Source organism: Bradyrhizobium sp. BR 10261 (genome assembly GCF_019455395.1).
Classification (GTDB): domain Bacteria; phylum Pseudomonadota; class Alphaproteobacteria; order Rhizobiales; family Xanthobacteraceae; genus Bradyrhizobium; species Bradyrhizobium manausense.
Map to the genome: position 1 here is coordinate 66,301 of NZ_JACOFQ010000033.1, position 23,894 is coordinate 90,194.

The window sequence follows — 23,894 nt, forward strand, 5'->3', positions numbered from 1 at the left end:
CGGAGACACCCTCTCCCCAGCCCTCCCCCGCAAGCGGGGGAGGGAGCGCACCTCCTCCGGTGCGCGAGCCTCATATCACAGTGAAAGATGCCTCAGGCCACCGCGGCAGCAATTGGACGCGGGCTGACGACGTATTCGCGCAGCACCTTGTCGTTCGCATCGACCTCGATCAGCGCGACGTCGTAGGTCCAGAGATCGGCGAGGTGCTGCAGCACGCGCTTGGCGTCGGTCTCGTTGAGCTGCGAGCCCTTGATGACACGGTGATGCAGGATCAGCCGGCGGTCGCCGGAGAGATCGACGTCGACCACCTCGATATTGGCATCGATGAAGCCGACATCGTGCTGGCGCGCCAGCTCGCGGCGGACGCGGCGGAAGCCGCGCTCGTCGTGGATCGCGTCGACCCGGATGCCGGCGCGCTCCTCAGGATCGTCGTGCAAATGGAACATCCGGAAGTGCCGCATCAGCTTCGGGCTCAGGAACTGGCCAATGAAGCTTTCGTCGCGGTAATTGGCCCAGACGTCGCGCAACACGCCCATCACGTCGTTCTTGCCGGCGATATCAGGGAACCATTCGCGGTCCTCGTCCGACGGACTGGTGACGATGCGCTCGATGTCCTGCATCATGGCGAAGCCGAGCGCGTATGGATTGAAGCCCGAGAAGCGTGGATCATCGAATTCGGGCTGGAACACCACATTGGTGTGCGAGCCCAGAAACTCCAGAAAGTTGCCATCGGTGATGCGGCCCTGCTGATGCAGCTGGGTCATGATGCGATAGTGGACGTAGGTCGCCGTTCCCTCGTTCATCACCTTGGTCTGGCTCTGCGGATAGAAATATTGCGCGATGTGGCGGACGATGCGCAACAATTCGCGCTGCCAGGGCGCGAGGCGCGGCGCGCTCTTCTCCAGGAAGTAGATCAGGTTTTCCTGCGGCAGGCCGAGCAGCTTGCGGCGGCGCTCGATCGAGAGCGCGGACCGGCTCTTGCTCTTGCCTGTCGGCACGGTGCGCCAGAGGTCGTTGAAGACCTCCTCCTCGTGCTGGCGGCGGCGCCCTGCCCGCTTCTCCTCGGCGCGCAAATCCAGCTTCTTCTTGCCCGGATACCGGTCGATGCCGTGCGACATCAGCGCATGCGCGGCGTCCAGCGTGCGCTCGACCTCGATGCGGCCGTAGCGCTCCTCGCACTGCATGACGTAGTTCTTGGCGAAATCCAGATAGTCGAGAATCCCTTCCGCGTCGGTCCACTGCTTGAACAGGTAATTGTTCTTGAAGAAGTGGTTGTGGCCGAAGGCGGCGTGCGCGATCACCAGCGTCTGCATCGTCGCCGTATTCTCCTCCATCAGGTAGGAGATGCAGGGCGAGGAGTTGATCACGATCTCATAGGCAAGACCCATCAGGCCCTTGCGATACGAGGCCTCGTGATAGGCGAAGTGCTTGCCGAACGACCAGTGCTTGTAGAACAGCGGCATGCCGACGGACGAATAGGCGTCCAGCATCTGCTCGGCGGTGATGACCTCGATCTGGTTCGGGTAGACGTCGAGCCCGAGATCCTTCAACGCAACTTCTTCGCAGGCATCGGTGATGCGCTGCAAGGTGTGGAAATCCCAATCGGCGCCTTCGAACAAGCGTTCCGTCATGGAGCGGCTTTCTCCTGGGCAGTTTCGCGGCGCTGGAACAGATCGTGGAACACCGGGAAGATCTCGCTGCGCTCGGAAACCTTGCGCATCGAGAGCGGTGCGCCAGAGTTGCGCAGGCGCTCATAGAGTGTCCAGAGCGAGGAGTCGGAGAGATCGAACGCGCTGCCGCCTGATTCCCCGACCTCGAGATAGGCAAAGAACTGGCAGACCGGCAGGATCTTCTCGGTCAGCAGCAGGCCGGTGAGCTCGCCGTCGGAATAGGAATTGTCGCCGTCGGAGGCTTGCGCGGCGTAGATGTTCCAGTCCGCCGGGCTGAAGCGCTCGCGCACGATCTCGTGCATCGCCTGCAGCGCGCTGGAGACCAGCGTGCCACCGGAGGCCGGACCGTAGAAGAAGGTCTGCTCGTCGACCTCCTCGGCGCGGTCGGTGTGGCGGATGAAGACGATCTCGACATGCTTGTAGCGCCGCTTCAGGAACACGTAGAGCAGCATGTAGAAGCGTTTCGCCAGATCCTTCATGTGCTCGGACATCGAGCCCGACACGTCCATCAGGCAGAACATCACGGCCTGCGCCACCGGCCGCGGCACCTTCTCGTAGCGGCGATAGCGGATGTCGAGCGGATCGATGAAGGGAATGCGCTTGGTCTTCGCCTTCAGCTTTTCGAGCTGGGCGATGAGCTCGGCGCGCTCGTCCTCGTCGGTACAGGCCTCGATCGCGGCTTCCAGCTCCTCGACCTCGTCCTTGCGCGGACGCTTGAGCGCGATGCGGCGTGCGAGCGCCAGCTTCACGGTGCGGCTGACCGAGATATTGGCGGGCGAGCCCGAGGTGGTATAGCCGGCGCGCTGGATGCCTTCACTCTCGGTCTGCGCGATCTTGCGCTTGGCGAGATCAGGCAGCTCGAGATCGTCGAGAAAGAGATCGACGAACTCGTCGCGGCTGAGCACGAAGCGGAAGGCATCTTCGCTGTCGCCTTCACCGGGACCGGAATCCTTGGCGCTGCCCTGGCCCTGACGCTGGAGATAGTCGCCCTCGACGAACTTCTTGTTGCCGGGCAGCACCATATCGCGCGTGCCGCCTTCACGGCGGAAACGCGGCTCGTGCATCCCGTCGAGCGGGATTGTGACCTCTCCACCCTCCAGGACGTCCTTGATGTCGCGTTCCTGAGAGGTTTTCTTGACGGCGCCCTGCACCAGGGATTTGGCCCGACGCAAGAACCGCTGGCGGTTCTCAAGACTCTTGCCGCCTGGATTCAGGCGCCTGTCAATAATGTGAATGGCCACTTTGTCATCCGCCTCAACCGGCTTGCTTCACGCGCATGTACCATTCGACCAGTCGGCGAACCTGACGCTCGGTGTAGCCGCGCTCCACCATGCGTGCCACGAACTCGCCGTGCTTCTTCTCCGTCTCGCCGTCCTTCTTCGAACCGAACGAGATGACCGGAAGCAGGTCCTCGACCTGAGAGAATATCCGCTTTTCGATCACATCGCGAATCTTCTCGTAGGAGGTCCAGGTCGGATTCTTGCCGCCGTTCTGGGCCCGGGAGCGTAACGAGAATTTGACGACCTCGTTCCGGAAGTCCTTGGGGTTGGCAATGCCCGCCGGCTTCTCGATTTTCGTCAATTCCTGGTTCAAAAGCTCGCGATCAAGCAGCTGGCCGGTGTCGGGGTCCTTGAAGTCCTGGTCCTCGATCCAGGCATCGGCGTAGTCGACATAGCGGTCGAACAGGTTCTGGCCGTAATCCGAGTAGGATTCGAGATACGCCTTCTGGATCTCGTTGCCGATGAATTCGGCATAGCGCGGCGCCAGCTCGGCCTTGATGAATTCGAGATAGCGCTTCTCGACTTCCTCGGGCAGCTGCTCCCTACGGATCGACTGCTCCAGCGCGTACATCAGATGCACGGCGTCGGCCGCAACCTCCTGCGGATCGTGGTTGAAGGTCGCAGCCAGGATCTTGAAGGCGAAGCGGGTGGAGACGCCGTCCATGCCTTCGTCGACACCGGCGGCATCGCGATATTCCTGCACGCTGCGCGCCTTCGGATCGGATTCCTTCAGGCTCTCGCCGTCATAGACCCGCATCTTGGCGAACAGCGTCGAGTTCTCGTGCTTGCGCAGGCGCGACATCACCGAGAACCGCGCCAGCGTCTCCAAGGTCGAGGGTGCACACGGCGCAGCCGCCAGCTCGGAGCCCTGGATCAGCTTCTCGTAGATCTTCTGCTCCTCGGTGACCCGGAGGCAGTAGGGCACCTTGATGACGCAGATGCGGTCGATGAAGGCTTCGTTGTTCTTGTTCGACTTGAAGCTCGCCCACTCCGCCTCGTTGGAGTGCGCGAGGATGACGCCGGTGAACGGGATCGCGCCGATATTCTCGGTGCCGATGTAATTGCCTTCCTGCGTTGCCGTCAGCAACGGGTGCAGCATCTTGATCGGCGCCTTGAACATTTCGACGAATTCGAGCACGCCCTGGTTGGCGCGGTTGAGGCCGCCGGAATAGCTATAGGCATCGGGATCGTTCTGCGCGTAGGTCTCGAGCTTGCGGATATCGACCTTGCCGACCAGCGAGGAGATGTCCTGGTTGTTCTCGTCGCCGGGCTCGGTCTTGGCGATCGCGATCTGGCGCAGCCGCGACGGCTGGATTTTTGCGACCCTGAACTGGGAAATGTCGCCGCCGAAGGCCTCGAGGCGCTTGTAGCACCACGGGCTCATCAGGCCGGTGAGACGCCGGCGCGGAATGCCGTACTTCTCTTCCAGCATCGGCCCGAGCTGATCGGGATCGAACAGGCTGAGCGGGCTCTCGAAAACAGGCGAAAGCTCATCGCCGGCCTTGAGCACGTAGATCGGATGCACCTCCATCAGCGACTTCAGCCGCTCGGCGAGCGAGGATTTGCCGCCGCCGACCGGGCCGAGCAGATAGAGGATCTGTTTACGCTCTTCGAGACCTTGCGCCGCATGACGGAAGAAGCCGACGATGCGCTCGATGGTTTCCTCCATGCCGTAGAAGCCGGCGAAGGCCGGATAGGTCCGGATGGTGCGGTTCAAAAAAATACGGCCAAGGCGTGGGTCCTTGGCCGTGTCAATCGTCTGGGGCTCACCGATCGCTGCAAGTAGTCGTTCGGCCGCGTTCGCGTATTTCATGGGATCGCTTCGACACGATTCCAGATATTCCGCCATCGACATGTCGTGCTGGCTTCTCGCCTCGAACGACCGAGCGAAAGCGTTGAATAGAGAATCGTTGTACATGATCCCTCTCCGCGTGAGTTCCGCTACAAGCTGAAACGAAAGCAGTTACTAGACTGTTCCTCAGGCCGCTTCTCGAATCAGCGTGAGCACATGCCGATCATTGGACACCCGGGTGCCGACACGACGCAACGCACAAGGTAGGCACTCGCTGAATTACGAACAGGCACTTGCCTGTAATTTGTGCGAATCTCCCCATATCTTGGCGTATTTCCAGAAATTGTCACTGGCTCGCCACATCCGGGCAATACCGGGGCGCCTCTCTCCGGCACTGCAACATGACGATTTCCGAGCGGCAAACTTATGACGCTTGCAGGACGATCGCGTGGGTGCCGCGTTCATCTTCCTGCTGCAATGCGGTGCCCCGGCTGGCTGCAGCGGCCTGCTTAGTTGCAGCCGTGACAGCCGCGCCAAGCGCGCGGCAATGTATCAAAATCGGTCGCCAGGCCCTCCTGACGGATAACGTCGTTCTGCGTGGCAGCCCGGATGCAGGCGAACTGCCGCGCATCACGGATAGACCGACGTCGGGATCACAGGATGCGCCGACGCAGGCGGCCGACGCGATCGATGGCCGGCGACCGCAACGCCGTCAGGACTTGCGCGCATGCTTTCCCCCAGCATGACCATTCGCGACCGAGCCCACGACGATCAGACAGACAGGTCAAACAACCGCCGACCACGATCCGCGACGCGACAGATGTCCTCACGCAGCAAGACGTTTGTCCTCGCGCAGCAAGACGTTGTTCGAACCATCCCAGATTATATTACGCATAAGCACGACTGCCGCCTGGATCGCCATGATCGCGACGGAGTTAGACCGAGAGAATGACGCCAATACCCTTGATTGGTTCCCTCCCGGGAGCATGTGGGCTAAAGGATAGCGCGTCAGGACCGGCGCGGAAACCCCCTCCGCCCGCAGGCTTGGAGATAAATAAGCATCATGAATCCCGTCAAAGAACTGGAAAAGCACGGACAAGCCGTCTGGCTGGACTTCCTCGCCCGCGGCTTCATCGCCAAGGGCGACCTGAAGCGGCTGATCGACACCGATGGCGTCAAGGGCGTCACCTCCAATCCCTCGATTTTCGAGAAGGCGATCGGCAGCTCGGACGAATATGACGCCCCGATCGGCAAGGCGCTGAAGCGCGGCGACCGCACCGTGGCCGATCTGTTCGAGGCGGTCGCGGTCGAGGATATCCAGGCCGCCGCCGATGTGCTGCGCCCGGTCTATGACCGCCTCAAGGGCGGCGACGGCTATGTCAGCCTCGAGGTGTCGCCTTATCTCGCGATGGACACGTCAGGCACGATCGCCGAAGCACGCCGGCTCTGGAAGGACGTTGGTCGCAAGAACCTGATGGTGAAGGTGCCGGCGACGGCCGAGGGCCTGCCGGCGATCGAGACGCTGATCGGCGATGGCATCAGCATCAACATCACGCTGCTGTTCTCCAAGGCCGTCTATCTCCAGGTCGCCGAGGCCTACCTCGCCGGGTTGGAGAAATATGTTGCCGCCGGCGGCGACCCCTCGCATGTCGCCAGCGTCGCCAGCTTCTTCGTCAGCCGTATCGATACCATGGTCGACAAGCAGCTCGACGAGAAGATCGCGCGGGCCAACGACCCTAGCGAGAAGGAGCGGCTCGCGGCGCTGAAGGGCAAGGTCGCGATCGCCAATGCCAAGGTCGCCTATCGGGATTACAAGCGACTGTTCTCGGGCCCGCGCTGGGAGAAGCTCGCCGCCAAGGGCGCCAAGCCGCAGCGCATGCTGTGGGCCTCCACGGGCACCAAGAACAAGGATTACAGCGACGTGCTCTACGTCGAGGAGCTGATCGGCCCCGACACCATCAACACCGTGCCGCCGGCGACGCTGGATGCATTCCGCGACCACGGCAAGCTGCGCGACAGCCTGGAGGAGAATGTCGAGGACGCCTACCGCGTGCTGGAGGAGCTGGAACGCTCCGGCGTCTCGCTCGATGCCATTACCGAGGAGCTGGTCAAGGACGGCGTCAAGCAGTTTGCCGACGCCGCCGACAAGCTCTACGGCGCGGTCGCCCACAAGCGCGCCACCGTGCTCGGGCCGGCAATCGACCGCCAGCTTCTCTCGCTCGGCGACGGCCTCGGCAAGGCCGTGGCCAAGAGCACCGAGGAATGGCGCGCATCGGCAAAAATCCGCCGGCTGTGGCAGCGCGACAAGTCGGTCTGGACCGGGACGGACGAGGACAAATGGCTCGGCTGGCTCGACAGCGCCGCCAAGGCCGACGTCGCCGATTATGAGGACTATGCCAGCCGCGTGAAGGGCCAGAAATTCTCTGACGCCGTCGTGCTCGGCATGGGCGGATCGAGCCTCGGCCCTGAGGTGCTGGCCGAGACCTTTGCGCGGAAGCCGGGCTTCCCGAAGCTTCACGTGCTCGATTCCACCGATCCGGCCGAGGTCCGGGCGATGGAGGCCAAGATCGACATCGCCAACACGGTGTTCATCGTCTCCAGCAAGTCCGGCGGCACCACCGAGCCGAACGCGATGAAGGACTATTTCCATGAGCGCGTCGCGCAGGCCCTCGGCCCCAAGGCCAAGACCGGCTTCCGCTTCATCGCAGTGACCGATCCCGGCTCTTCCTTGGAGAAGGCGGCCAAAAAGCTGAACTATGCCCGCATCTTCCATGGCGAGCCCTCGATCGGCGGCCGCTATTCGGTGCTGTCGCCGTTCGGCCTGGTGCCGGCGGCAACCGCCGGCATCGACGTCAGGACCTTCCTCAAGCATGCGCTTGCGATGGCCCGCTCCTGCGGCCCGGACGTGCCGCCAGCCGAGAACCCGGGCGTACAGCTCGGTCTGGCCATGGGCCTTGCCGGCCTCGAAGGCCGCGACAAGGTGACGATATTCTCGTCGAAGAAGATCGCCGATTTCGGCGCCTGGGCCGAGCAGCTGATCGCGGAATCGACCGGCAAAGAGGGCAAGGGCCTGATCCCGATCGCCGGCGAGCCGATCCGGGAATCCGCGGTCTACGGCAATGACCGCTTCTTCATCGACATCCGCACCGAGGGCGAAACCGATGCCGCCCATGACTCGGCGCTCGCCGGAATCGAAGCGGCCGGTCATCCCGTCGTGCGCATCGTGATGAAGTCGATCGACCATCTCGGCCAGGAATTCTTCCGCTTCGAGATGGCAACGGCGGTGGCGGGTAGCATTCTCGGCATCAATCCGTTCGACCAGCCGGACGTGGAAGCGGCCAAGATCAAGACCCGCGAGCTGACGTCGGCCTTTGAGAAGACCGGCGCGCTGCCGGCCGAACAGCCGGTGGTCAGCACCAAACAGTTCGATCTCTACACCGACGACCACAATGCCGCTGCGCTCCGCACGATGGGCGCCAATGGCGACCTCACCTCCTGGCTCAGGGCCCATATCACCCGCTCGCGGCGCGGCGATTACTTTGCCCTGCTCGGCTACATCACGCGCGACAAGGCCAACATCGAGGCACTGCAGCAGATGCGCACCGCCGTGCTCGAGAAGCGGCACCTGGCAACCGCCGCCGAATTCGGGCCGCGCTTCCTGCACTCCACGGGGCAGGCCTATAAGGGCGGCCCGGACAGCGGCGTGTTCCTCCAGATCACCGCCGACGACGCCAAGGACCTCGCTGTGCCGGGCCAGAAGGCCAGCTTCGGCGTGATCAAGGCGGCGCAGGCGCGTGGCGATTTCGACGTGCTGACCGAGCGCGGCCGGCGCGCGCTCCGGGTGCACCTGAAGGGACCGCTCAAGAAAGGTCTCGCGGCGCTCAATGCCGCGCTCAACGACGCGCTGAATTAAGGGAATTTCTCACATGCAACTCGGCATGATCGGCCTCGGCCGGATGGGCGGCAACATCGTTCGCCGGCTGATGCGTCACGGCCATTCGACCGTGGTCTATGACAAGGACGCCAAGGCCGTCGCCGGCCTTGCCGCCGACGGCGCCGTGGGATCGGCGACGCTGGAAGAGTTCATCTCGAAACTGGAGCGGCCGCGCACGGCCTGGGTGATGCTGCCGGCAGGCCGCATCACCGAACAGACCATCGAGACCATCGCCGACGTGATGCAGGACGGCGACGTCATCATCGATGGCGGCAACACCTTCTGGCAGGACGACGTGCGCCGCGGCAAGGCGCTGAAGGCGCGCGGCATCCACTATGTCGACGTCGGCACCTCGGGCGGCGTCTGGGGCCTCGACCGCGGCTATTGCATGATGATCGGCGGCGAGAAGCAGGTGGTGGTCCGGCTCGATCCGATCTTCGCAGCGCTCGCGCCGGGGGCCGGCGACATTCCGCGCACGCCGGGGCGCGAGGGACGCGATCCCCGCATCGAGCAGGGCTACATCCATGCGGGTCCCGTCGGTGCCGGCCATTTCGTCAAGATGATCCACAACGGCATCGAATATGGCCTGATGCAGGCCTATGCCGAAGGGTTCGACATCCTCAAGAACGCCAATATCGACGCGCTGCCGGCCGATCATCGCTACGATTTCGACCTCGCCGACATCGCCGAGGTCTGGCGCCGCGGCAGCGTGATCCCGTCCTGGCTGCTCGACCTCACCTCGACGGCGCTCGCCGACAGCCCGCAGCTCGCAGAATATTCCGGCTTCGTCGAGGATTCCGGCGAAGGACGCTGGACCGTGAATGCCGCGATCGACGAGGCCGTGCCGGCCGAAGTCTTGACCGCCGCGCTCTACACCCGCTTCCGCTCCCGCAAGGACCACACCTTCGCCGAAAAAATTCTTTCGGCGATGCGCGCGGGTTTCGGCGGCCACAAGGAGCCGAAGCAACCGGCCGCTTCGAAGCCCAAATAAGAACTCCATCAAGCGAAGGCCAATCGTTCGTGACCAAAGACCCGCAACCAAAGCGCAAGCCGGAAAACTGCGCCTTCGTCATTTTCGGTGTCACCGGCGACCTCACCCATCGCCTGGTGATGCCGTCGCTCTACAACCTCGCGGCCGAACACCTGCTGCCGGAAAAGTTCTGCGTCGTCGGCGTGGCCCGCAGGGGCCAGTCGGACGACGAGCTGCGCGACGGCCTGATGAAGGGCCTCAAGCAATTCGCAACGCGGCCCGTGGACGACGACATCGCGACGAGGCTCTTGGAATGCGTGACCTTCGTCGAGGCTGATCCGAAGGACCCGCCCTCCTTCGACCGCCTGCGCGAGCATCTGGATTCGCTGGAATGCGCGCAGGATACCGGCGGCAACCGCCTGTTCTATCTCGCGACCCCGCCGGCCGCCTTCGCGCCGACGGCGCGCGAGCTCGGCCGCACCGGCATGATGAAGGAGAATGGCGCCTGGCGTCGGCTCGTGATCGAGAAGCCTTTTGGCACCGACCTCGCCTCGGCCAAGGCGCTGAATGCCGAGCTGCTGAAGATCATGGACGAGCACCAGATCTACCGCATCGATCATTATCTCGGCAAGGAGACGGTGCAGAACATCCTGGTGCTGCGCTTTGCCAACGGCATGTTCGAGCCGATCTGGAATCGCAACCACATCGATCACATCCAGATCACCGTCGAGGAGAGGCTCGGCGTCGGTCATCGCGGCGGCTTCTATGATGCCACCGGCGCGCTGCGCGACATGGTGCCGAACCATCTGTTCCAGCTGATGTCGCTGGTGGCGATGGAGCCGCCGGCGCGCTTTGACGCGCATTCGGTGCGCTCCGAGAAGGCCGACGTCCTCACGTCGATCCAGCAGCCAAGCCGGGAAGAGGCACTGAGAAATTCGGTGCGCGCGCAATATCTCGCCGGCCGCATCGGCGACGAGGACATCCCGGATTATCGCAAGACCGAGGGCGTCAAGCCCGACAGCACCACCGAGACCTTTGTCGCCCTGAAGCTGATGATCGACAATTGGCGCTGGGCCGGCGTTCCGTTCTACTTGCGCACCGGCAAGGCACTCGGCCACAAGCGCACCGAGGTGGCGATCAAGTTCAAGCAGGCGCCGCTGTCGATGTTTTCAGGCACGACGGTCGACCGGCTCTCGCAGAACTTCCTCACCATCGGCATTGCGCCGACCGAAACCATCGAGCTTCAATTCAATGCCAAGATTCCGGGGCCGAGCATCACCATCGACGGTGTCGAGATGAAGTTCAGATACGGCGACTATTTCCGCGCCGACCCCTCCACCGGCTATGAGACGCTGATCTACGACTGCATGATCGGCGACAACATCCTGTTCCAGCGCGCCGACGGCATCGAGGCTGGCTGGGCGGCGGTGCAGCCGTTCCTCGACGCCTGGAAAACCGAGGGCAGCAATGGCATCGAGACCTATGAGGCCGGCAGCGACGGCCCCGCCTGCGCTGATGAACTGCTGCGCCGCGACGGCCGCAGCTGGCGGAAGTTTTCGTGATGGCCGCGGCCGCAGAGCCGAAGCTGATCGTCGTCGCGGACGCCGAGGCCCTCGCACAAGCCGCCGCCGAGCGGGTGATGGCGCGGATAGCAGCCAATCCCGGCCGTATCGCGATCTGCCTGACCGGCGGATCGAGCCCGAAGAAGTTGTATCAGCTGCTCGGCAGCGATGGCTATCGCAGCAGGATTCCGTGGGACCGCGTGCACTGGTTCATCGGGGATGAGCGCTTTGTCCCCGAGAGCGATCCGCTCAACAACATGGCCGTCGCTCGCGCCATTTTTCTCGATCGCGACGCGCCATCAGGCCATATCCATCCGATTCCGACCCTGGTTGAAAATCCGGATGAGAGCGCCGCGGCATACGCACACGAATTGCAGGCCTTCTACGGATCGAGCCAGCTCGATCCGGCGCGGCCGCTGTTCGATCTCGTCCTGATGGGCGCAGGACCCGATGGCCACACCGCCTCGCTGTTTCCCGGCTATCCCGAGATCGAGGAAACGGCGCGCTGGGTCGTCGGCGTGCCCAAGGCCAATGTCGCGCCATTCGTGCCGCGGGTCTCGCTGACGCTTCCCGCGCTGGCCTCGTGCCGCGAGATGCTGTTCGGGATTGCAGGGCATGACAAGCAGCCGATCTTGACGCGCCTTCTCAATGGCGAGAATCTGCCGGCGTTACGCGCGCGCTCGCATGGTGAGACCGTTTGGATGGTCGATCGGGCCGCGCTTCCGGAGGGGATTCGTGGGCCGCGTTAAAGCACCTTGTGCGTTGATTGTGATGGGCGTGTCGGGATCGGGCAAGAGCACGATTGCGGCTGCACTCGGCGAGCGCCTCGGCTGGCGCTTCGAGGACGGCGACAGCTTCCACCCCAAGAGCAATGTCGAGAAGATGCGGGCCGGCCATCCCCTCACCGATGAGGACCGCTGGCCCTGGCTCAACGCCATCGCCGACGAGATCGCCTGCGCCTGCGGCAAGGGCGAGCATGTCATCATCGCCTGCTCGGCGCTCAAGCACAGCTATCGCGAGGTGCTGCTGCGCGGACGTGACGACGTGCGCTTCGTGTTCCTGAGGGGCACGCAGGAGCTGATCGCCGACCGGCTGGCGCACCGCAAAGGCCATTTCATGCCGCCCGGGCTGCTCACCAGCCAGTTCACCACGCTGGAGCCGCCGGATGCGAGTGAGCACGTCATCACGGCCTCGATCGACGAATCCGTCGAGGCGATCGTCGACGGCATCGTGCGGCAGCTGAAAATCGACGGCGGGAAAAGCAGAGCTGAGCCATGACGAAGATTTCACTGGTCGTCTCCGATGTCGACGGCACGCTTTTGACCAAGGACAAGACGCTGACGGACCGCGCGAGGAGCGCGGTGCAGCGGCTACACCAGGCCGGCATCGGCTTCACCATCACTTCGAGCCGCCCCGCGATCGGCATGCGCTTCCTGATCGAGCCGCTGGCGCTGTGGCTGCCGGTCGGCCCGTTCAACGGCTCCTCGATCATCGACCCCGAGATGAGGCCGGTCGAGCAGCATCTGATCCCGAAAAGCGCCGCCGAAAGGTCGCTTCAGATCCTGCGGGAGTTCGGCGCCGACATCTGGCTGTTCACGACCGACCAATGGCTGATCGACAACCCGAGCGGCAAATACGTCGCGCATGAGCAGCACACGATCCGCTCCGATCCCACCATCGTCACGGACTTTGCGCCGTATCTCGCCAGTGCCTGCAAGATCGTCGGCGCCAGCGCCGATGCAGCGGGCCTCGAGGCTTGCGAGAAGGCGATGCAACAGGCGCTCGGCAGCGAGGCGACCGCGGTGCGCTCGCAGACCTATTATCTCGACATCACCCCGCCCGGCTTCGACAAGGGCACCTTCGTGCAGGCCATGGCCAAGCGCCTCGGCGTTTCCCTGGATGCGGTCGCCACCATCGGCGACATGCAGAACGACCTCGCCATGTTCCGCGTCAGCGGCACCTCGATCGCCATGGGCAACGCCACCGACAACGTCAAGGACCAGGCCACCAACGTCACCGCGAGCAACGAGCAGGATGGTTTTGCCGAGGCGATGGAGATGATCTTGAAGCGGAATGGGGTGGGCTAGACGGGGCACGGGCCGGTCTCACCTCTCCCGCTTGCGGGAGAGGTCGCCGCGTCCCGGGCGATGCGAAGCATCGTCCCGCGCGGCGGGTGAGGGTTTTCTCCTCTTGGGGATTCTCGCCAAGCGGAGACCCCCTCTCCCCAGCCCTCCCCCGCAAGCGGGGGAGGGAGTGCACCTGTCTCGTGGAAGCCACTTCCTACTTCGACCGCTGCATCGCAGGCTTGTCGCTGGCGTGCCTCGCAGCCGAGAGATTGTGCGCGGTGTTGATCAGCGCGATATGTGTCAGCGCCTGCGGGAAGTTGCCGGTCTGGCGGCGTGCGACCGAATCATATTCTTCGGCGAGGAGCCCGGCGTCATTCGCAAGACCTGCGATGCGATCGAACAGCGCCTGCGCCCGATCGAGGTCGCCCGCGAGCACGTGGGCGTCAGCCAGCCACAAGGTGCAGGCCAGGAAAGCGCCCTCGATCGGCTGTGTCTCCTCGGAGACCTCGCGCGGATCGTGCCGCAGCACGAAGCCGTCGCGCATCATGTGCTTCTCGATGGCCGCGACGGTGCCGCGGATGCGCGGGTCATCGGCCGGCAGGAAGCCGACACCCGGCAGCAGCAGCAGGCTGGCATCGAGCCGTTTCGAGCCGTAGGACTCGACGAAAGCGTTCTCTTCGGTATCAAAGCCCCTGTGGCAGACGTCGCGGTGGATGGCCTCGCGCAAGGTGCGCCAATGCAGCAGCGGCGCCTTGAAGCCAAAAGTCTCGGCGCTCTTGATGGCCCGGTCGAAGGCGACCCAGGTCATCACCTTGGAGAAGACGTAGTGCTTCGGCTGACCGCGCCGCTCCCAGATGCCGTGGTCGGGATGATCCCAGACTTCAGCGAGATGATTCAGCACGGCGCATTCGAGCGCCCAGGTCGCCTCATCGTCGAGCTTCAGCTTGGCCATTCGCGACTGATGGAAGGCATCGATCAATTCACCGTAAACGTCGAGCTGGAGCTGGGCATGCGCGGCATTGCCGACGCGCACCGGCTTGGCGCCTTCATAGCCGTCGAGCCAGGCCGCCTCCCATTCCAGGAGCCGCCGCTGGCCCCAGATGCCGTACATGATCTGCATGTTGGCCGGCGAGCCGGCGGCCGCACGCAGCAGCCAATTGTGCCAGGCCAGGGCTTCCTCGGTGTAGCCGGAGTTCATCAGCGCCAGCAGCGTGAAGGTGGCATCCCGCAGCCAGCAGAAGCGGTAGTCCCAGTTCCTGCCACCGCCGAGCTTTTCGGGCAGCGAGGTGGTCGGCGCCGCGACGATGCCTCCGGTCGGGGCAAATGTCAGCGCCTTCAGCGTGATCAGCGAGCGCATGACGAGATCGCGATACTCGCCATCATGGGTGGAGCGGCTTGACCATTCCTTCCAGAACTGTTCGGTCTCCTGGAGCGCGATCTCTGGGTCGATTGCCTCGGGCGGAGCGAGATGCGAGGGACCGTAGGTCAGCACGAACGGCACGGTCTCGCCGGCCTTGATGTCGAAATCGGACACCGTGGTGAGATCCTCGCCGCGGATTTCGACCGGCGTGCGCAACACGGTCATGTCCTGGCCGGCGACCGCCAGCAGGGACCGATCTTCGCAGCGGCGCACCCAGGGAATATCGACGCCGAAGCCGAAGCGGATGATGAGCTCCATCCGCATCTTCACCGTGCCCTTGACGCCGCGCACCAGCCGCACGATGTCGGAAGCCTTGCCGCGCGGCGGCATGAAATCGATCAGCGCGGCGGTGCCGCTCTTCGTTTCAAAGCGCGTTTCAAGGATGAGAGTGTTGCCGAGATAGCGGCGCGAGATGCTTGTGACATCCTCGTGAGGTGCGATCAGCCAGCGGCCGTTCTTGCGCGTGCCGAGGATGGCGGCAAAGCAGGCGTCGGAATCGAAGGCCGGCCAGCACAGCCAGTCGATCGAGCCGTTGCGCCCGACCAGCGCCGCGGTCTCGCAGTCGCCGATCAGCGCATAGTCCTCGATCCTCTGCGACAATGTTTTGCGAGCCTGAAACCCTCGATATCAACGCCCACCGATGAGCGAACGTTCCCGCGTCGCGGCCTGCAGAGCCGCGAGATCGATCTTGGCAACGATCTGATCGAGCGCCACCGGAAGCCGCTGCCGCCAGTTCGGGTGCTCGTCGATGGTGCCGGGAATGTTGGGTTGGTCGATCACGCCGAGCAGGTCCTCCAGCGACACGGCGAGCAGCCGCGACGGCGTGCGCGACAGGAAACCGAGCACAGAGTAGAGATCGTTGGCCTTGATCCCATTCTGGCGCAGGATCTCGTCGAGCGCGCCGAGCGCGTCCCAGCGCGCCTGTTCGTTCTCGCCGGGATCGAGCCCCAGCGATCGCTTCATCTTGAGATCGCTGAAGGAGCGCCAGCCCGCATAGGTGCAGAGATCATGGGTATTCAGCGTGACCAGCGCGTTCGGCCGGTAGTGGTCGACATTGCGGAAATGGCCGGCATCGTCGCGCTCGAACATCATGACGAGATAGGACCAGATGCCGAAATCCTGCATGGTCTCGCGGAAGCCTTCGGGCACGGTGCCGAGGTCCTCGCCGATCACGATGCATTTATGGGTCACGCTCTCGCACACAACCGCCGCCAGCAGCGCCTCGAGCGGCATCTGCACATAGGCCCCGTTATCCGGCTTGAAGCCGCGCGGCACCAGGTACAGCCGCTTCAAGCCGAGCACGTGATCGAGCCTGATGGCGCCGGCATGCCGCATCGAGGCGGCCAGCATGTTCGCGAACGGCACGAAGGATTGCGCCTCCAGGCCGCCCGCGTTGAAGCCGGCAAGGCCCCAATCCTGGCCGACGGTATTGAGGACATCAGGCGGGGCGCCGACCGCAAGATGGCGGGAGATCGACGTCTGCTCGTTCCAGGCATCGAAGCCGTTGGACTGCACGCCGACAGCAACGTCGAGATAGAGCCCGACGCGCATGCCGAGCTCGGCGGAGAGCTCCTTGGCGGCGCGCAACTGGCTGTCCGCCGTCCATTGCACGAACTCGACGAACTCGATCTTGTGCCTGTCGGGTCCGTTGCGCAATTCGGCGCATTTGGCATCGTCCGGCTGCTGCCATTCCGCCGGCCATTCCCACCACGGCGCATTGAAACGATGCCGAAGCACCTCGAAGCAGGCAAAGCGCGACAACAGCGGCCCGCGGTCCGCTCGAAAAGCATCGAACTGGTTGCGCCGCACACCGGTCGCTGACTTCACGAAGCTGTCAAAGGCGGCGCGCAGGCCCAGCCATTTCAGCGCCGCCATGTCGGCATACGGGACACGATCGCCTTGGCGCAGCCGCGCCGCGGTCGTGGCGGCGTCCGGGATGAGGTCGGCGGAAAATTCTGGGATGGCCTCCACGTCGATATAAAGCGGATTGAGAAACAGCCGGCTGTTCGGCGAATAGGGGCTGCAATCGGCCGGATGATCGTCGAACAGGACATGGAGCGGATTGAGCCCGACGCCGTCGGCGCCGAGTTGCTTGGCGAGCCTGACAAGGCCGGCGAGGTCGGTGAAATCGCCGATGCCCCAATTGCGATCGGAGCGGACGCTGTAGAGCTGCACGGCCAGCAGCCAGCCGCGGTCAAACTCACCGCCGAAGGCCCGTTCGGGCGCCACGATCATCGGCACCTCTTCGGTCGCGCCCGCAGCGTCGGTCAGCGTCAGCCGGTGATAGCCCAGCGGCAGGGCGGCGGGCCAGGCGATGACAGGCTCGTGCGTCTCGCCCTGCCCGATCATGTTGCCGTTGCCCGTGATCTTCCATTGCAGCGGCGCGGCGCCGACGGAAGCAAGCTCGGTGCGCGGATTGCCCAGCGCACGCACCACCACCGGACCGCTGACGAAGCGATAAACCCGCTTTTCCGGCAGGGCATCGAGGATGGACTTGAGCGCCTCGGGCGCAGTGACCCGCAGCTTGCCGAGGGCATCGACGAATTCGGATTGAACGCCCTTGATCCGGGCTTGAGCTAAAAGATCCATTCGGCACGCAGCTTGCAGGCCATTGTTTGGCCGGGGGCATGGATTTTAACGAGGTCGCGGAAGAGGTTAGTCAGGGGTAACTCGCAAACTGGGCCTGCCGTTCCCAAGGGAACCAATGACACACAAGCGGCTTTCTATAATGGTACCAAGCGTAGGTTCCCGACAAGGGAAACGGGCTCCTGCTTTCTTGTCAATGGCATCACCGTGAACAAGACAATTCAAACTGTCGAGAGTGCCGCCGCCGGCAGCGCTTTCCTCATCGAAGATATCTATCCGTTGATCGATGGCGGCCGCTTCGCCGTGAAGCGGATCGCGGGTGATCGGGTCGAGGTCTGGGCCGACATCTATCGCGACGGCGAGGCGACCATCAGAGCCGCGCTGATCTGGCGTGGCGAACAGGACCGCGAATGGCGGCGCGAGCCGATGACCCATCACGGCGACGACCGCTGGTGCGGCGCGTTCACGCCAACCGAAGCAGGCCAATATGTCTATGCGATCGAAGCCTGGACCGACGAATTCGCCACTTGGCGTCACGGGCTCGAACGCAAGCAGCTCTCGGGCGGCGACGTGACGCTCGATGCGATCGAGGGCGCTGGCCTTTTGACCAAGGCGCATGGCGCGCGGCAGGACGCTGCGGCCGTGATTTTCAGGCAATGCGAGGATTACCTCCAAAACGGCGACGTCGCTTCGCTGCTCGCAACTGATCTCGGCGAGGCCATGGCCGAAAGCCAGGCGCGGCCCGACCTGACCCGCTCGCCAAACTTCCCCCTTATTGTCGACCGCGACAAGGCGCGCTTCAGCGCCTGGTATCAGATGATGCCGCGCAGCCAGAGCACGGTGGCCGGCCGGCACGGCACGCTCCGCGATTGCATCGCCCGCGTACCGGACATCGCCGCGATGGGCTTTGACGTCCTGTACTTCACACCGATCCATCCGATCGGGCGCACAAGCCGCAAGGGCCGCAACAATGCGCCCGTGGCCACCGAGGGCGAGCCCGGGTCGCCCTATGCGATCGGCGCGGCCGAGGGCGGGCACGATGCGCTGCATCCCGAGCTCGGCACCATCGAGGATTTTCGCGCGCTGGTCGCGACCTGCCTCGAATATGGCCTCGAGATCGCGCTCGATTTCGCCGTGCAATGCTCGCCGGATCATCCCTGGCTGACGCAGCATCCGGAATGGTTCAAATGGCGGCCGGACCGCTCGGTGCGGACGGCGGACGGCCCCTATTCCGACATCGTCATTCCCGATTTCGCCTCGGTCGACCGGGTCGGGCTGTGGAATGCGTTTCGCGACGCCATGCTGTTCTGGATCGACCATGGCGTGACCATCTTCGCCATCGACAATCACGACACCGCGCCGCTGCCGTTCTGGGAGTGGCTGGTCCACGAGATCAGGCAGCGGCATCCCGAGGTGATCCTGTTCGCCAAGACGTTCGCGCGGCCGAAGCTGATGAAGGGTCTCGCCAAGCTCGGCTTCGCGCAGTCCTTCAGCTATTTCCCCTGGCGCACGACGAAGTGGGAGCTGGAGCAATATCTCGATGAGCTCTTGCGCTATCCCGAGCGGGATTTCTACCGGGCAAACCTGTTCGTCAACACGCCGGACCTGCTGCCCTATCACCTCCAGAGCGGCGAGGCCTGGATGTTCAAGGCCCGTGTCGCTTTGGCAGCAACGCTGTCGGGCAATTACGGCCTCTATAGCGGGTTCGAGCTGCTCGAGCACGAGGCCGTGCCCGGCCACGAAGAATATCAGGATTCCGAGAAGTACCAGATCCGCCAGCGCGACTGGGACAAATCAGGCAATATCAAGCCCTGGATTGCCGCGCTCAACCGCATCCGCAACGACAATCCGGCGCTGCAGCAGACCACCAATCTGCGCTTCCTCGGCATCGAGGACGGCGAGACCATCGCCTTCGTCAAGGAGGCCGCTGCACCCGCCAACACGATCGTCGCGGCCATCGCCCTCTCGCGCCATGTGCGCGAGACCTGGTTGCCGCTCGGCGACCTCACCATCGACGTCGGCGGCGAACGCCGCCCCGTCACCGCTGTTGAAAATCTCATGACAGGCGAACAGTCCCGCATCGAATGGGGCGGGATCAAATTGCGTATCGATCCCGACCGCGATCCGGCCCTGCTCTTCCGCTGCCTGGCGTAAGGATCACGCCATGAATGTTCTGTCTTCCGTCGACACCAAGAAGGCCGAGGCTGCCGAGGTCGTGGATGAGCTCTGGTACAAGGACGCCATCATCTACCAGCTCCACGTCAAGGCCTTTGCCGACAGCAACAATGACGGCATCGGCGATTTCGCGGGCCTGACCGAGAAGCTGCCTTATCTGCAGGACCTCGGCGTCACCGCGCTGTGGTTGCTGCCGTTCTATCCCTCGCCCGGCCGCGACGACGGCTACGACATCGGCGATTACGGCACGGTCAATCCCGATTTCGGGACGATGAAGGATTTCAAACGCTTCATCCAGGAAGCGCAGAAGCGGGGCCTGCGCGTCATCACCGAGCTCGTCGTCAACCACACCTCCGACCAGCACAAATGGTTCAAGCGCGCCCGCCGCAGCCCGGCCGGCTCCAGCGCCCGCAACTGGTATGTCTGGAGCGACACCGACCAGAAGTACCAGGGCACGCGCATCATCTTCACCGACACCGAGAAGTCGAACTGGACCTGGGATCCCGAGGCCGGCGCGTTCTACTGGCACCGCTTCTTCTCGCACCAGCCGGACCTCAATTTCGACAATCCGCGCGTCGTCAGCGCCATCATCCAGGTGATGAAGCGCTGGCTCGACGCCGGTGTCGATGGCTTCCGGCTGGACGCGATTCCCTATCTGTGCGAGCGCGAGGGCACCTCGAACGAAAACCTCCCGGAGACGCATGCGATCATCAAGCGCCTGCGCCAGGAGCTGGACGCCTACTCCAAGGGAAAGCTGCTGCTGGCCGAGGCCAACCAATGGCCGGAGGACGTGCAGGAATATTTCGGCCGGGGCGACGAATGCCACATGGCCTATCACTTCCCGCTGATGCCGCGGATTTATATGGCGATCGCGCAGGAGGACCGCTTCCCTATCACCGACATCCTGCGCCAGACGCCTGATATCCCCGCGAGCTGCCAATGGGCGCTGTTTCTGCGCAATCATGACGAGCTGACGCTGGAGATGGTCACCGACGTCGAGCGCGACTATCTCTGGACCACCTACGCCAACGATCCCCGCGCCCGCATCAATGTCGGCATCCGCAGGCGCCTTGCGCCGTTGATGGACAATGACCGGCGCAAGATCGAGCTGATGAACTCGCTGCTGCTGTCGTTTCCCGGCACGCCGATCATCTATTACGGCGACGAGATCGGCATGGGCGACAACATCTATCTCGGTGACCGCAACGGCGTGCGCACGCCGATGCAATGGAGCCCGGACCGCAATGGCGGATTCTCGCGCTGCGACCCCGCCCGTCTCTACGCGCCGCTGATCATGGATCCGGTCTATGGCTATGAGTCGGTGAACGTGGAGGCGCAGTCGCGCAGCCTGTCGTCGCTGCTCAGCGCCACCAAGCGGCTGATCTCGGTGCGCAAGTCGACGCTCGCCTTCGGCCGCGGCACCATGACCTTCATCCGCCCGGCCAACCGCGCCGTGCTGGCCTATGTCCGGCAATACCGCGACGAGGTCATTCTCTGCGTCGCCAATCTGTCGCGCGCGGCGCAGGCGACCGAGCTCGATCTGTCGCCGTGGAAGGACCGCATCCCGCAGGAGATGCTGGGCCGCACGCGCTTTCCGGCGATCGGCGAATTGCCCTATATGATCACGCTCGGGCCCTACGGCTTCTACTGGTTCCAGCTCCAGGAGCGCGACAAGTCCGAGCCGGTGGTGCCACGCGCGGTGCCGGAGTTCGAGACGCTGGTGGTTCCGGTCAACTCGAACTGGGTGTCGCTCGCCCGCGAGCGCGGCGTGTTCGAGCGCGACGTGCTGCCGGGATTTCTGTCAAGGACGCGGTGGTATCCCGAGCACAATCCCAAGCACATCAAGGCGACGCTGACGTCAGCGGTGCCGTTCAGCGACATCGGCGACAACAGGCCCTGGATCGCGTTCTTCGAAACCGCACGGAATGATGTCACGACGCGCTACGTGCTGCCGATGCAGATCGAGTGGGTGCGCTTCGACCGCGAGCGCTTCAACCCGAAGGCGCTCGCCGCCGTGCGCCAGGGCGCGCGCGAGGGCACCCTGCTCGACGTCGCCACCGACCAGATCTTCATCGGGCTTTTCCTGCGCGGCTTGTCTCAGAACCTGGTGGTGGACGAAAACAATCTGCGGCTCGAGTTCAAGGCGACGAGCCGTTTCGCCGACTACACCGTCAAGGAGCCCGAGCGCATCCGCGCGATCGAGCAATCCAACAGCACCGCGCTGGTCGACAATCAATATGTGGCCAAGATCTATCGCCAGCTTGAAAGCGGCCCCAATCCCGAGATCGAAATAGGCAACTATCTCACCGAGGTCGCACGCTTCGCCAATACACCGGCGCTACTCGGCAGCGTCGAGCTGGTCGAGGGCGACAGGCGCAGCGCGCTCGGCGTGCTGCATGCCTATGTCGAGAACCAGGGTGACGGTTGGGCGGTCACGGCGGGCTATCTCGACCGCTATGTCGACGAGCAGCGGGTGCTGCCGCCGGACGAGGAGTACCGGGCGACCCAGGAGCAGTCAATCTATCTGCACTTCGTGGCGCAGATTGGCCGCCGGCTTGCCGAGCTGCACATGGCGCTCGCCGCCGCAAAATCTACCGACCTTGCCCCTGAACCGATCGGCAAGGCCGACGTCAAGCGCTGGACGACCGACCTCATGGGCCGAGCCGAGCGGGTCTTCGACCTGCTGGTCGATGCCCGGGACAGCCTGCGCGAAGGCGACCGGCCCTTGATAGACCAGCTTGTCGCGGTGCGCGCGAGCTTGCCGCGCCACATCAACGCACTCTTGCCATCCGAGATCGGCGGGTTGAACATCCGTCATCACGGCGACTTCCGCCTCGGGCAAACTCTGATCGTGAAGGACGACATCTTCATCATCGATTTCGACGGCGATCCGCACCTCGCACTGGCCGACAAGCGGCGCAAGCTGCCTGCCGCGCGCGATGTCGCGGGCCTGGTGCGCTCGATTGATCTTTCGGTTAACGCAGCGCTTGGCCGCGCGGGCTCGGGCGGGGGCGACGAACAAGGCCGGATCACGGCCGCGCTCGACGAATGGCGCGAGCGCGCCACCGCAACCTTCCTGTCCGCCTATCATGAGGCCATGACCGACCGGCGGCTCTGGCCGGAAGGCGCGCATGGCGCGGAAAGCATGTTAAGGTTTTTCCTGCTTGATCTAGCGTTCGACGAGGTAGAGTACGAGCTGTCCCACCGGCCCGACGGGCTCCATGCGCCGCTGACCGGTCTGCTTCGCATTCTGTCCAGTGCCGGGAGCGAAGCCCATGCCTAAACTGCCAGCCGAAGCCTACGCCATCATCGAGGGTCGCCACTCCGACCCCTTCCACTATCTCGGGATGCATCCGGAGGGTGGCAGGAGCGTGGTGCGCGCCTTCCTGCCCGAAGCCTCCAAAGTCGAGGCAATCGGCGAGCATGGCGAAGTCGCGCCGCTCGACCGTGTCCACGATTCCGGCCTGTTCATCGGCACCCTGCCCAACGGCTCCAAGCACTACCAGCTTCGCGCCAAATTCGGCGACAACGTCGTCGAGTTCGAGGACGCCTATCGTTTTCCGCCGATCCTGACCGATTTCGATCTCTATCTCCTCGGCGAAGGCACGCATCAGCGCCTCTACGACAAGCTCGGCGCCCATCCGATGCGGCTGGAGGGCATCGACGGCGTCGGCTTCGTGGTGCTGGCCCCGAATGCGCGGCGCGTGTCCGTGGTCGGCGACTTCAATTTCTGGGATGGGCGGCGTCATCCCATGCGGGTGCGCGGCGCCGGCTATTGGGAATTGTTCATTCCGCATGCCAAGAGCGGCGATCACTACAAGTTCGAGATCATCGGGCCGCACGGCCATCTGCTGCCGCTGAAATCCGACCCGCTGGCGTTCGCCAGCGAGGTGCGGCCGAAGACCGCCTCGATCGTGTTCGACGAGGCGCATCTGCCGCGGCCGCGGCCGGCGCCCGTCGGCATCAACGCACTGTCGGCGCCGATGTCGATCTACGAGGTTCATCTCGGCTCATGGCGGCGCAAGAACGGCAATGAATGGCTGACCTATCGCGAACTCGCGGAGCAACTGCCCGCCTACGCCCGCGACATGGGCTTCACCCACCTCGAATTCCTGCCCGTGAGCGAGCACCCGTTCGACGGCTCCTGGGGCTATCAGCCGACCGGCCTCTATGCGCCGACCAGCCGTTTCGGATCGCCGGAGGACTTTGCGGCGCTGATCGATGCCTGCCATCGCGAAGGCATCGGCGTGCTGCTCGACTGGGTGCCCGGCCATTTCCCCGATGATCCGCACGGGCTCGGCAGCTTCGACGGCACGGCGCTCTACGAGCACGCCAACCCGCTCCAGGGCCGTCATCTCGACTGGGGCACGCTGATCTACAATTACGGCCGCACCGAAGTGACGAACTTCCTGGTGTCGAACGCGCTGTTCTGGCTCGAG

General features: G+C 63.9%; 14 protein-coding genes. 9 read left to right on the forward strand and 5 right to left on the reverse strand.

The window, feature by feature from the left end; translation table 11 throughout:
• Positions 1-92: 92 nt before the first annotated feature.
• The 3 genes from HYH07_RS30085 to HYH07_RS30095 are packed head-to-tail and all read right to left on the reverse strand — an operon-like array spanning position 93 to position 4,868.
• Entirely contained in the window at positions 93-1,631 is a 1,539-nt protein-coding gene (locus tag HYH07_RS30085) for a SpoVR family protein (RefSeq protein ID WP_057743052.1), read from the reverse strand.
• Positions 1,628-2,905, reverse strand: coding sequence for a YeaH/YhbH family protein (locus HYH07_RS30090; RefSeq protein WP_205668201.1), 1,278 nt, complete (start codon positions 2,903-2,905; stop codon positions 1,628-1,630). Before HYH07_RS30090 ends, HYH07_RS30085 begins: the two co-directional genes overlap by 4 nt.
• Before the next feature lie 19 nt (positions 2,906-2,924).
• Complete coding sequence (locus HYH07_RS30095) at positions 2,925-4,868, reverse strand: PrkA family serine protein kinase (RefSeq protein WP_057743046.1); 1,944 nt, start codon at positions 4,866-4,868, stop codon at positions 2,925-2,927.
• Positions 4,869-5,805: 937 nt separating this feature from the next.
• On the opposite strand from HYH07_RS30095, the gene HYH07_RS30100 reads away from it, so the two are divergent.
• From HYH07_RS30100 to HYH07_RS30125, 6 genes are read left to right on the forward strand one after another with little or no spacing between them, the layout of a single operon-like run.
• Positions 5,806-8,655, forward strand: coding sequence for a bifunctional transaldolase/phosoglucose isomerase (locus HYH07_RS30100; protein ID WP_220005865.1), 2,850 nt, complete (start codon positions 5,806-5,808; stop codon positions 8,653-8,655).
• A gap of 13 nt (positions 8,656-8,668) precedes the next feature.
• Positions 8,669-9,667, forward strand: a complete 999-nt coding sequence (gnd, locus tag HYH07_RS30105; protein WP_220005866.1) for a phosphogluconate dehydrogenase (NAD(+)-dependent, decarboxylating) — start codon at positions 8,669-8,671, stop codon at positions 9,665-9,667.
• 29 nt (positions 9,668-9,696) lie between these two features.
• Complete coding sequence (zwf, locus tag HYH07_RS30110) at positions 9,697-11,208, forward strand: glucose-6-phosphate dehydrogenase (protein WP_220005867.1); 1,512 nt, start codon at positions 9,697-9,699, stop codon at positions 11,206-11,208.
• Positions 11,208-11,957 (forward strand): 6-phosphogluconolactonase, encoded by a 750-nt coding sequence (pgl, locus tag HYH07_RS30115; RefSeq protein WP_220005868.1) that lies wholly within the window; start codon positions 11,208-11,210, stop codon positions 11,955-11,957. The genes zwf and pgl overlap by 1 nt, the downstream gene beginning before the upstream one ends.
• The gene (locus HYH07_RS30120) at positions 11,944-12,486 is read left to right on the forward strand and encodes a gluconokinase (protein WP_220005869.1); all 543 of its coding nucleotides are present in this window, start codon (positions 11,944-11,946) and stop codon (positions 12,484-12,486) included. The genes pgl and HYH07_RS30120 overlap by 14 nt, the downstream gene beginning before the upstream one ends.
• Positions 12,483-13,295, forward strand: coding sequence for an HAD family hydrolase (locus HYH07_RS30125; protein WP_220005870.1), 813 nt, complete (start codon positions 12,483-12,485; stop codon positions 13,293-13,295). Before HYH07_RS30120 ends, HYH07_RS30125 begins: the two co-directional genes overlap by 4 nt.
• A gap of 193 nt (positions 13,296-13,488) precedes the next feature.
• On the opposite strand, the gene HYH07_RS30130 is transcribed toward HYH07_RS30125, so the two are convergent.
• Entirely contained in the window at positions 13,489-15,294 is a 1,806-nt protein-coding gene (locus HYH07_RS30130) for a glycoside hydrolase family 15 protein (protein ID WP_220005871.1), read from the reverse strand.
• 27 nt (positions 15,295-15,321) lie between these two features.
• On the reverse strand, positions 15,322-17,283 hold the full coding sequence (gene malQ / locus HYH07_RS30135; RefSeq protein WP_220005872.1) for a 4-alpha-glucanotransferase: 1,962 nt from the start codon (positions 17,281-17,283) through the stop codon (positions 15,322-15,324).
• A 204-nt stretch (positions 17,284-17,487) separates the two neighbouring features.
• On the opposite strand from malQ, the gene HYH07_RS30140 reads away from it, so the two are divergent.
• The 3 genes from HYH07_RS30140 to HYH07_RS30150 all read left to right on the forward strand — a co-directional run.
• Positions 17,488-19,434 (forward strand): maltotransferase domain-containing protein, encoded by a 1,947-nt coding sequence (locus HYH07_RS30140; protein WP_220005873.1) that lies wholly within the window; start codon positions 17,488-17,490, stop codon positions 19,432-19,434.
• Between the two features lie 10 nt (positions 19,435-19,444).
• Positions 19,445-22,738, forward strand: coding sequence for a maltose alpha-D-glucosyltransferase (treS, locus tag HYH07_RS30145; RefSeq protein ID WP_220005874.1), 3,294 nt, complete (start codon positions 19,445-19,447; stop codon positions 22,736-22,738).
• On the forward strand, positions 22,731-23,894 hold a 1,164-nt coding region (locus tag HYH07_RS30150), incomplete at its 3' end, for a GlgB N-terminal domain-containing protein (protein ID WP_249781165.1). The genes treS and HYH07_RS30150, both read left to right, overlap by 8 nt.

Bases quoted from the DNA above. Each gene is read 5' to 3' on its own strand.
- malQ (WP_220005872.1), bottom strand. From the start codon at position 17,283: ATGGATCTTTTAGCTCAAGCCCGGATCAAGGGCGTTCAATCCGAATTC.
- HYH07_RS30100 (WP_220005865.1), top strand. From the start codon at position 5,806: ATGAATCCCGTCAAAGAACTGGAAAAGCACGGACAAGCCGTCTGGCTG.
- pgl (WP_220005868.1), top strand. From the start codon at position 11,208: ATGGCCGCGGCCGCAGAGCCGAAGCTGATCGTCGTCGCGGACGCCGAG.
- HYH07_RS30095 (WP_057743046.1), bottom strand. From the start codon at position 4,868: ATGTACAACGATTCTCTATTCAACGCTTTCGCTCGGTCGTTCGAGGCG.
- gnd (WP_220005866.1), top strand. From the start codon at position 8,669: ATGCAACTCGGCATGATCGGCCTCGGCCGGATGGGCGGCAACATCGTT.
- HYH07_RS30125 (WP_220005870.1), top strand. From the start codon at position 12,483: ATGACGAAGATTTCACTGGTCGTCTCCGATGTCGACGGCACGCTTTTG.
- treS (WP_220005874.1), top strand. From the start codon at position 19,445: ATGAATGTTCTGTCTTCCGTCGACACCAAGAAGGCCGAGGCTGCCGAG.
- HYH07_RS30085 (WP_057743052.1), bottom strand. From the start codon at position 1,631: ATGACGGAACGCTTGTTCGAAGGCGCCGATTGGGATTTCCACACCTTG.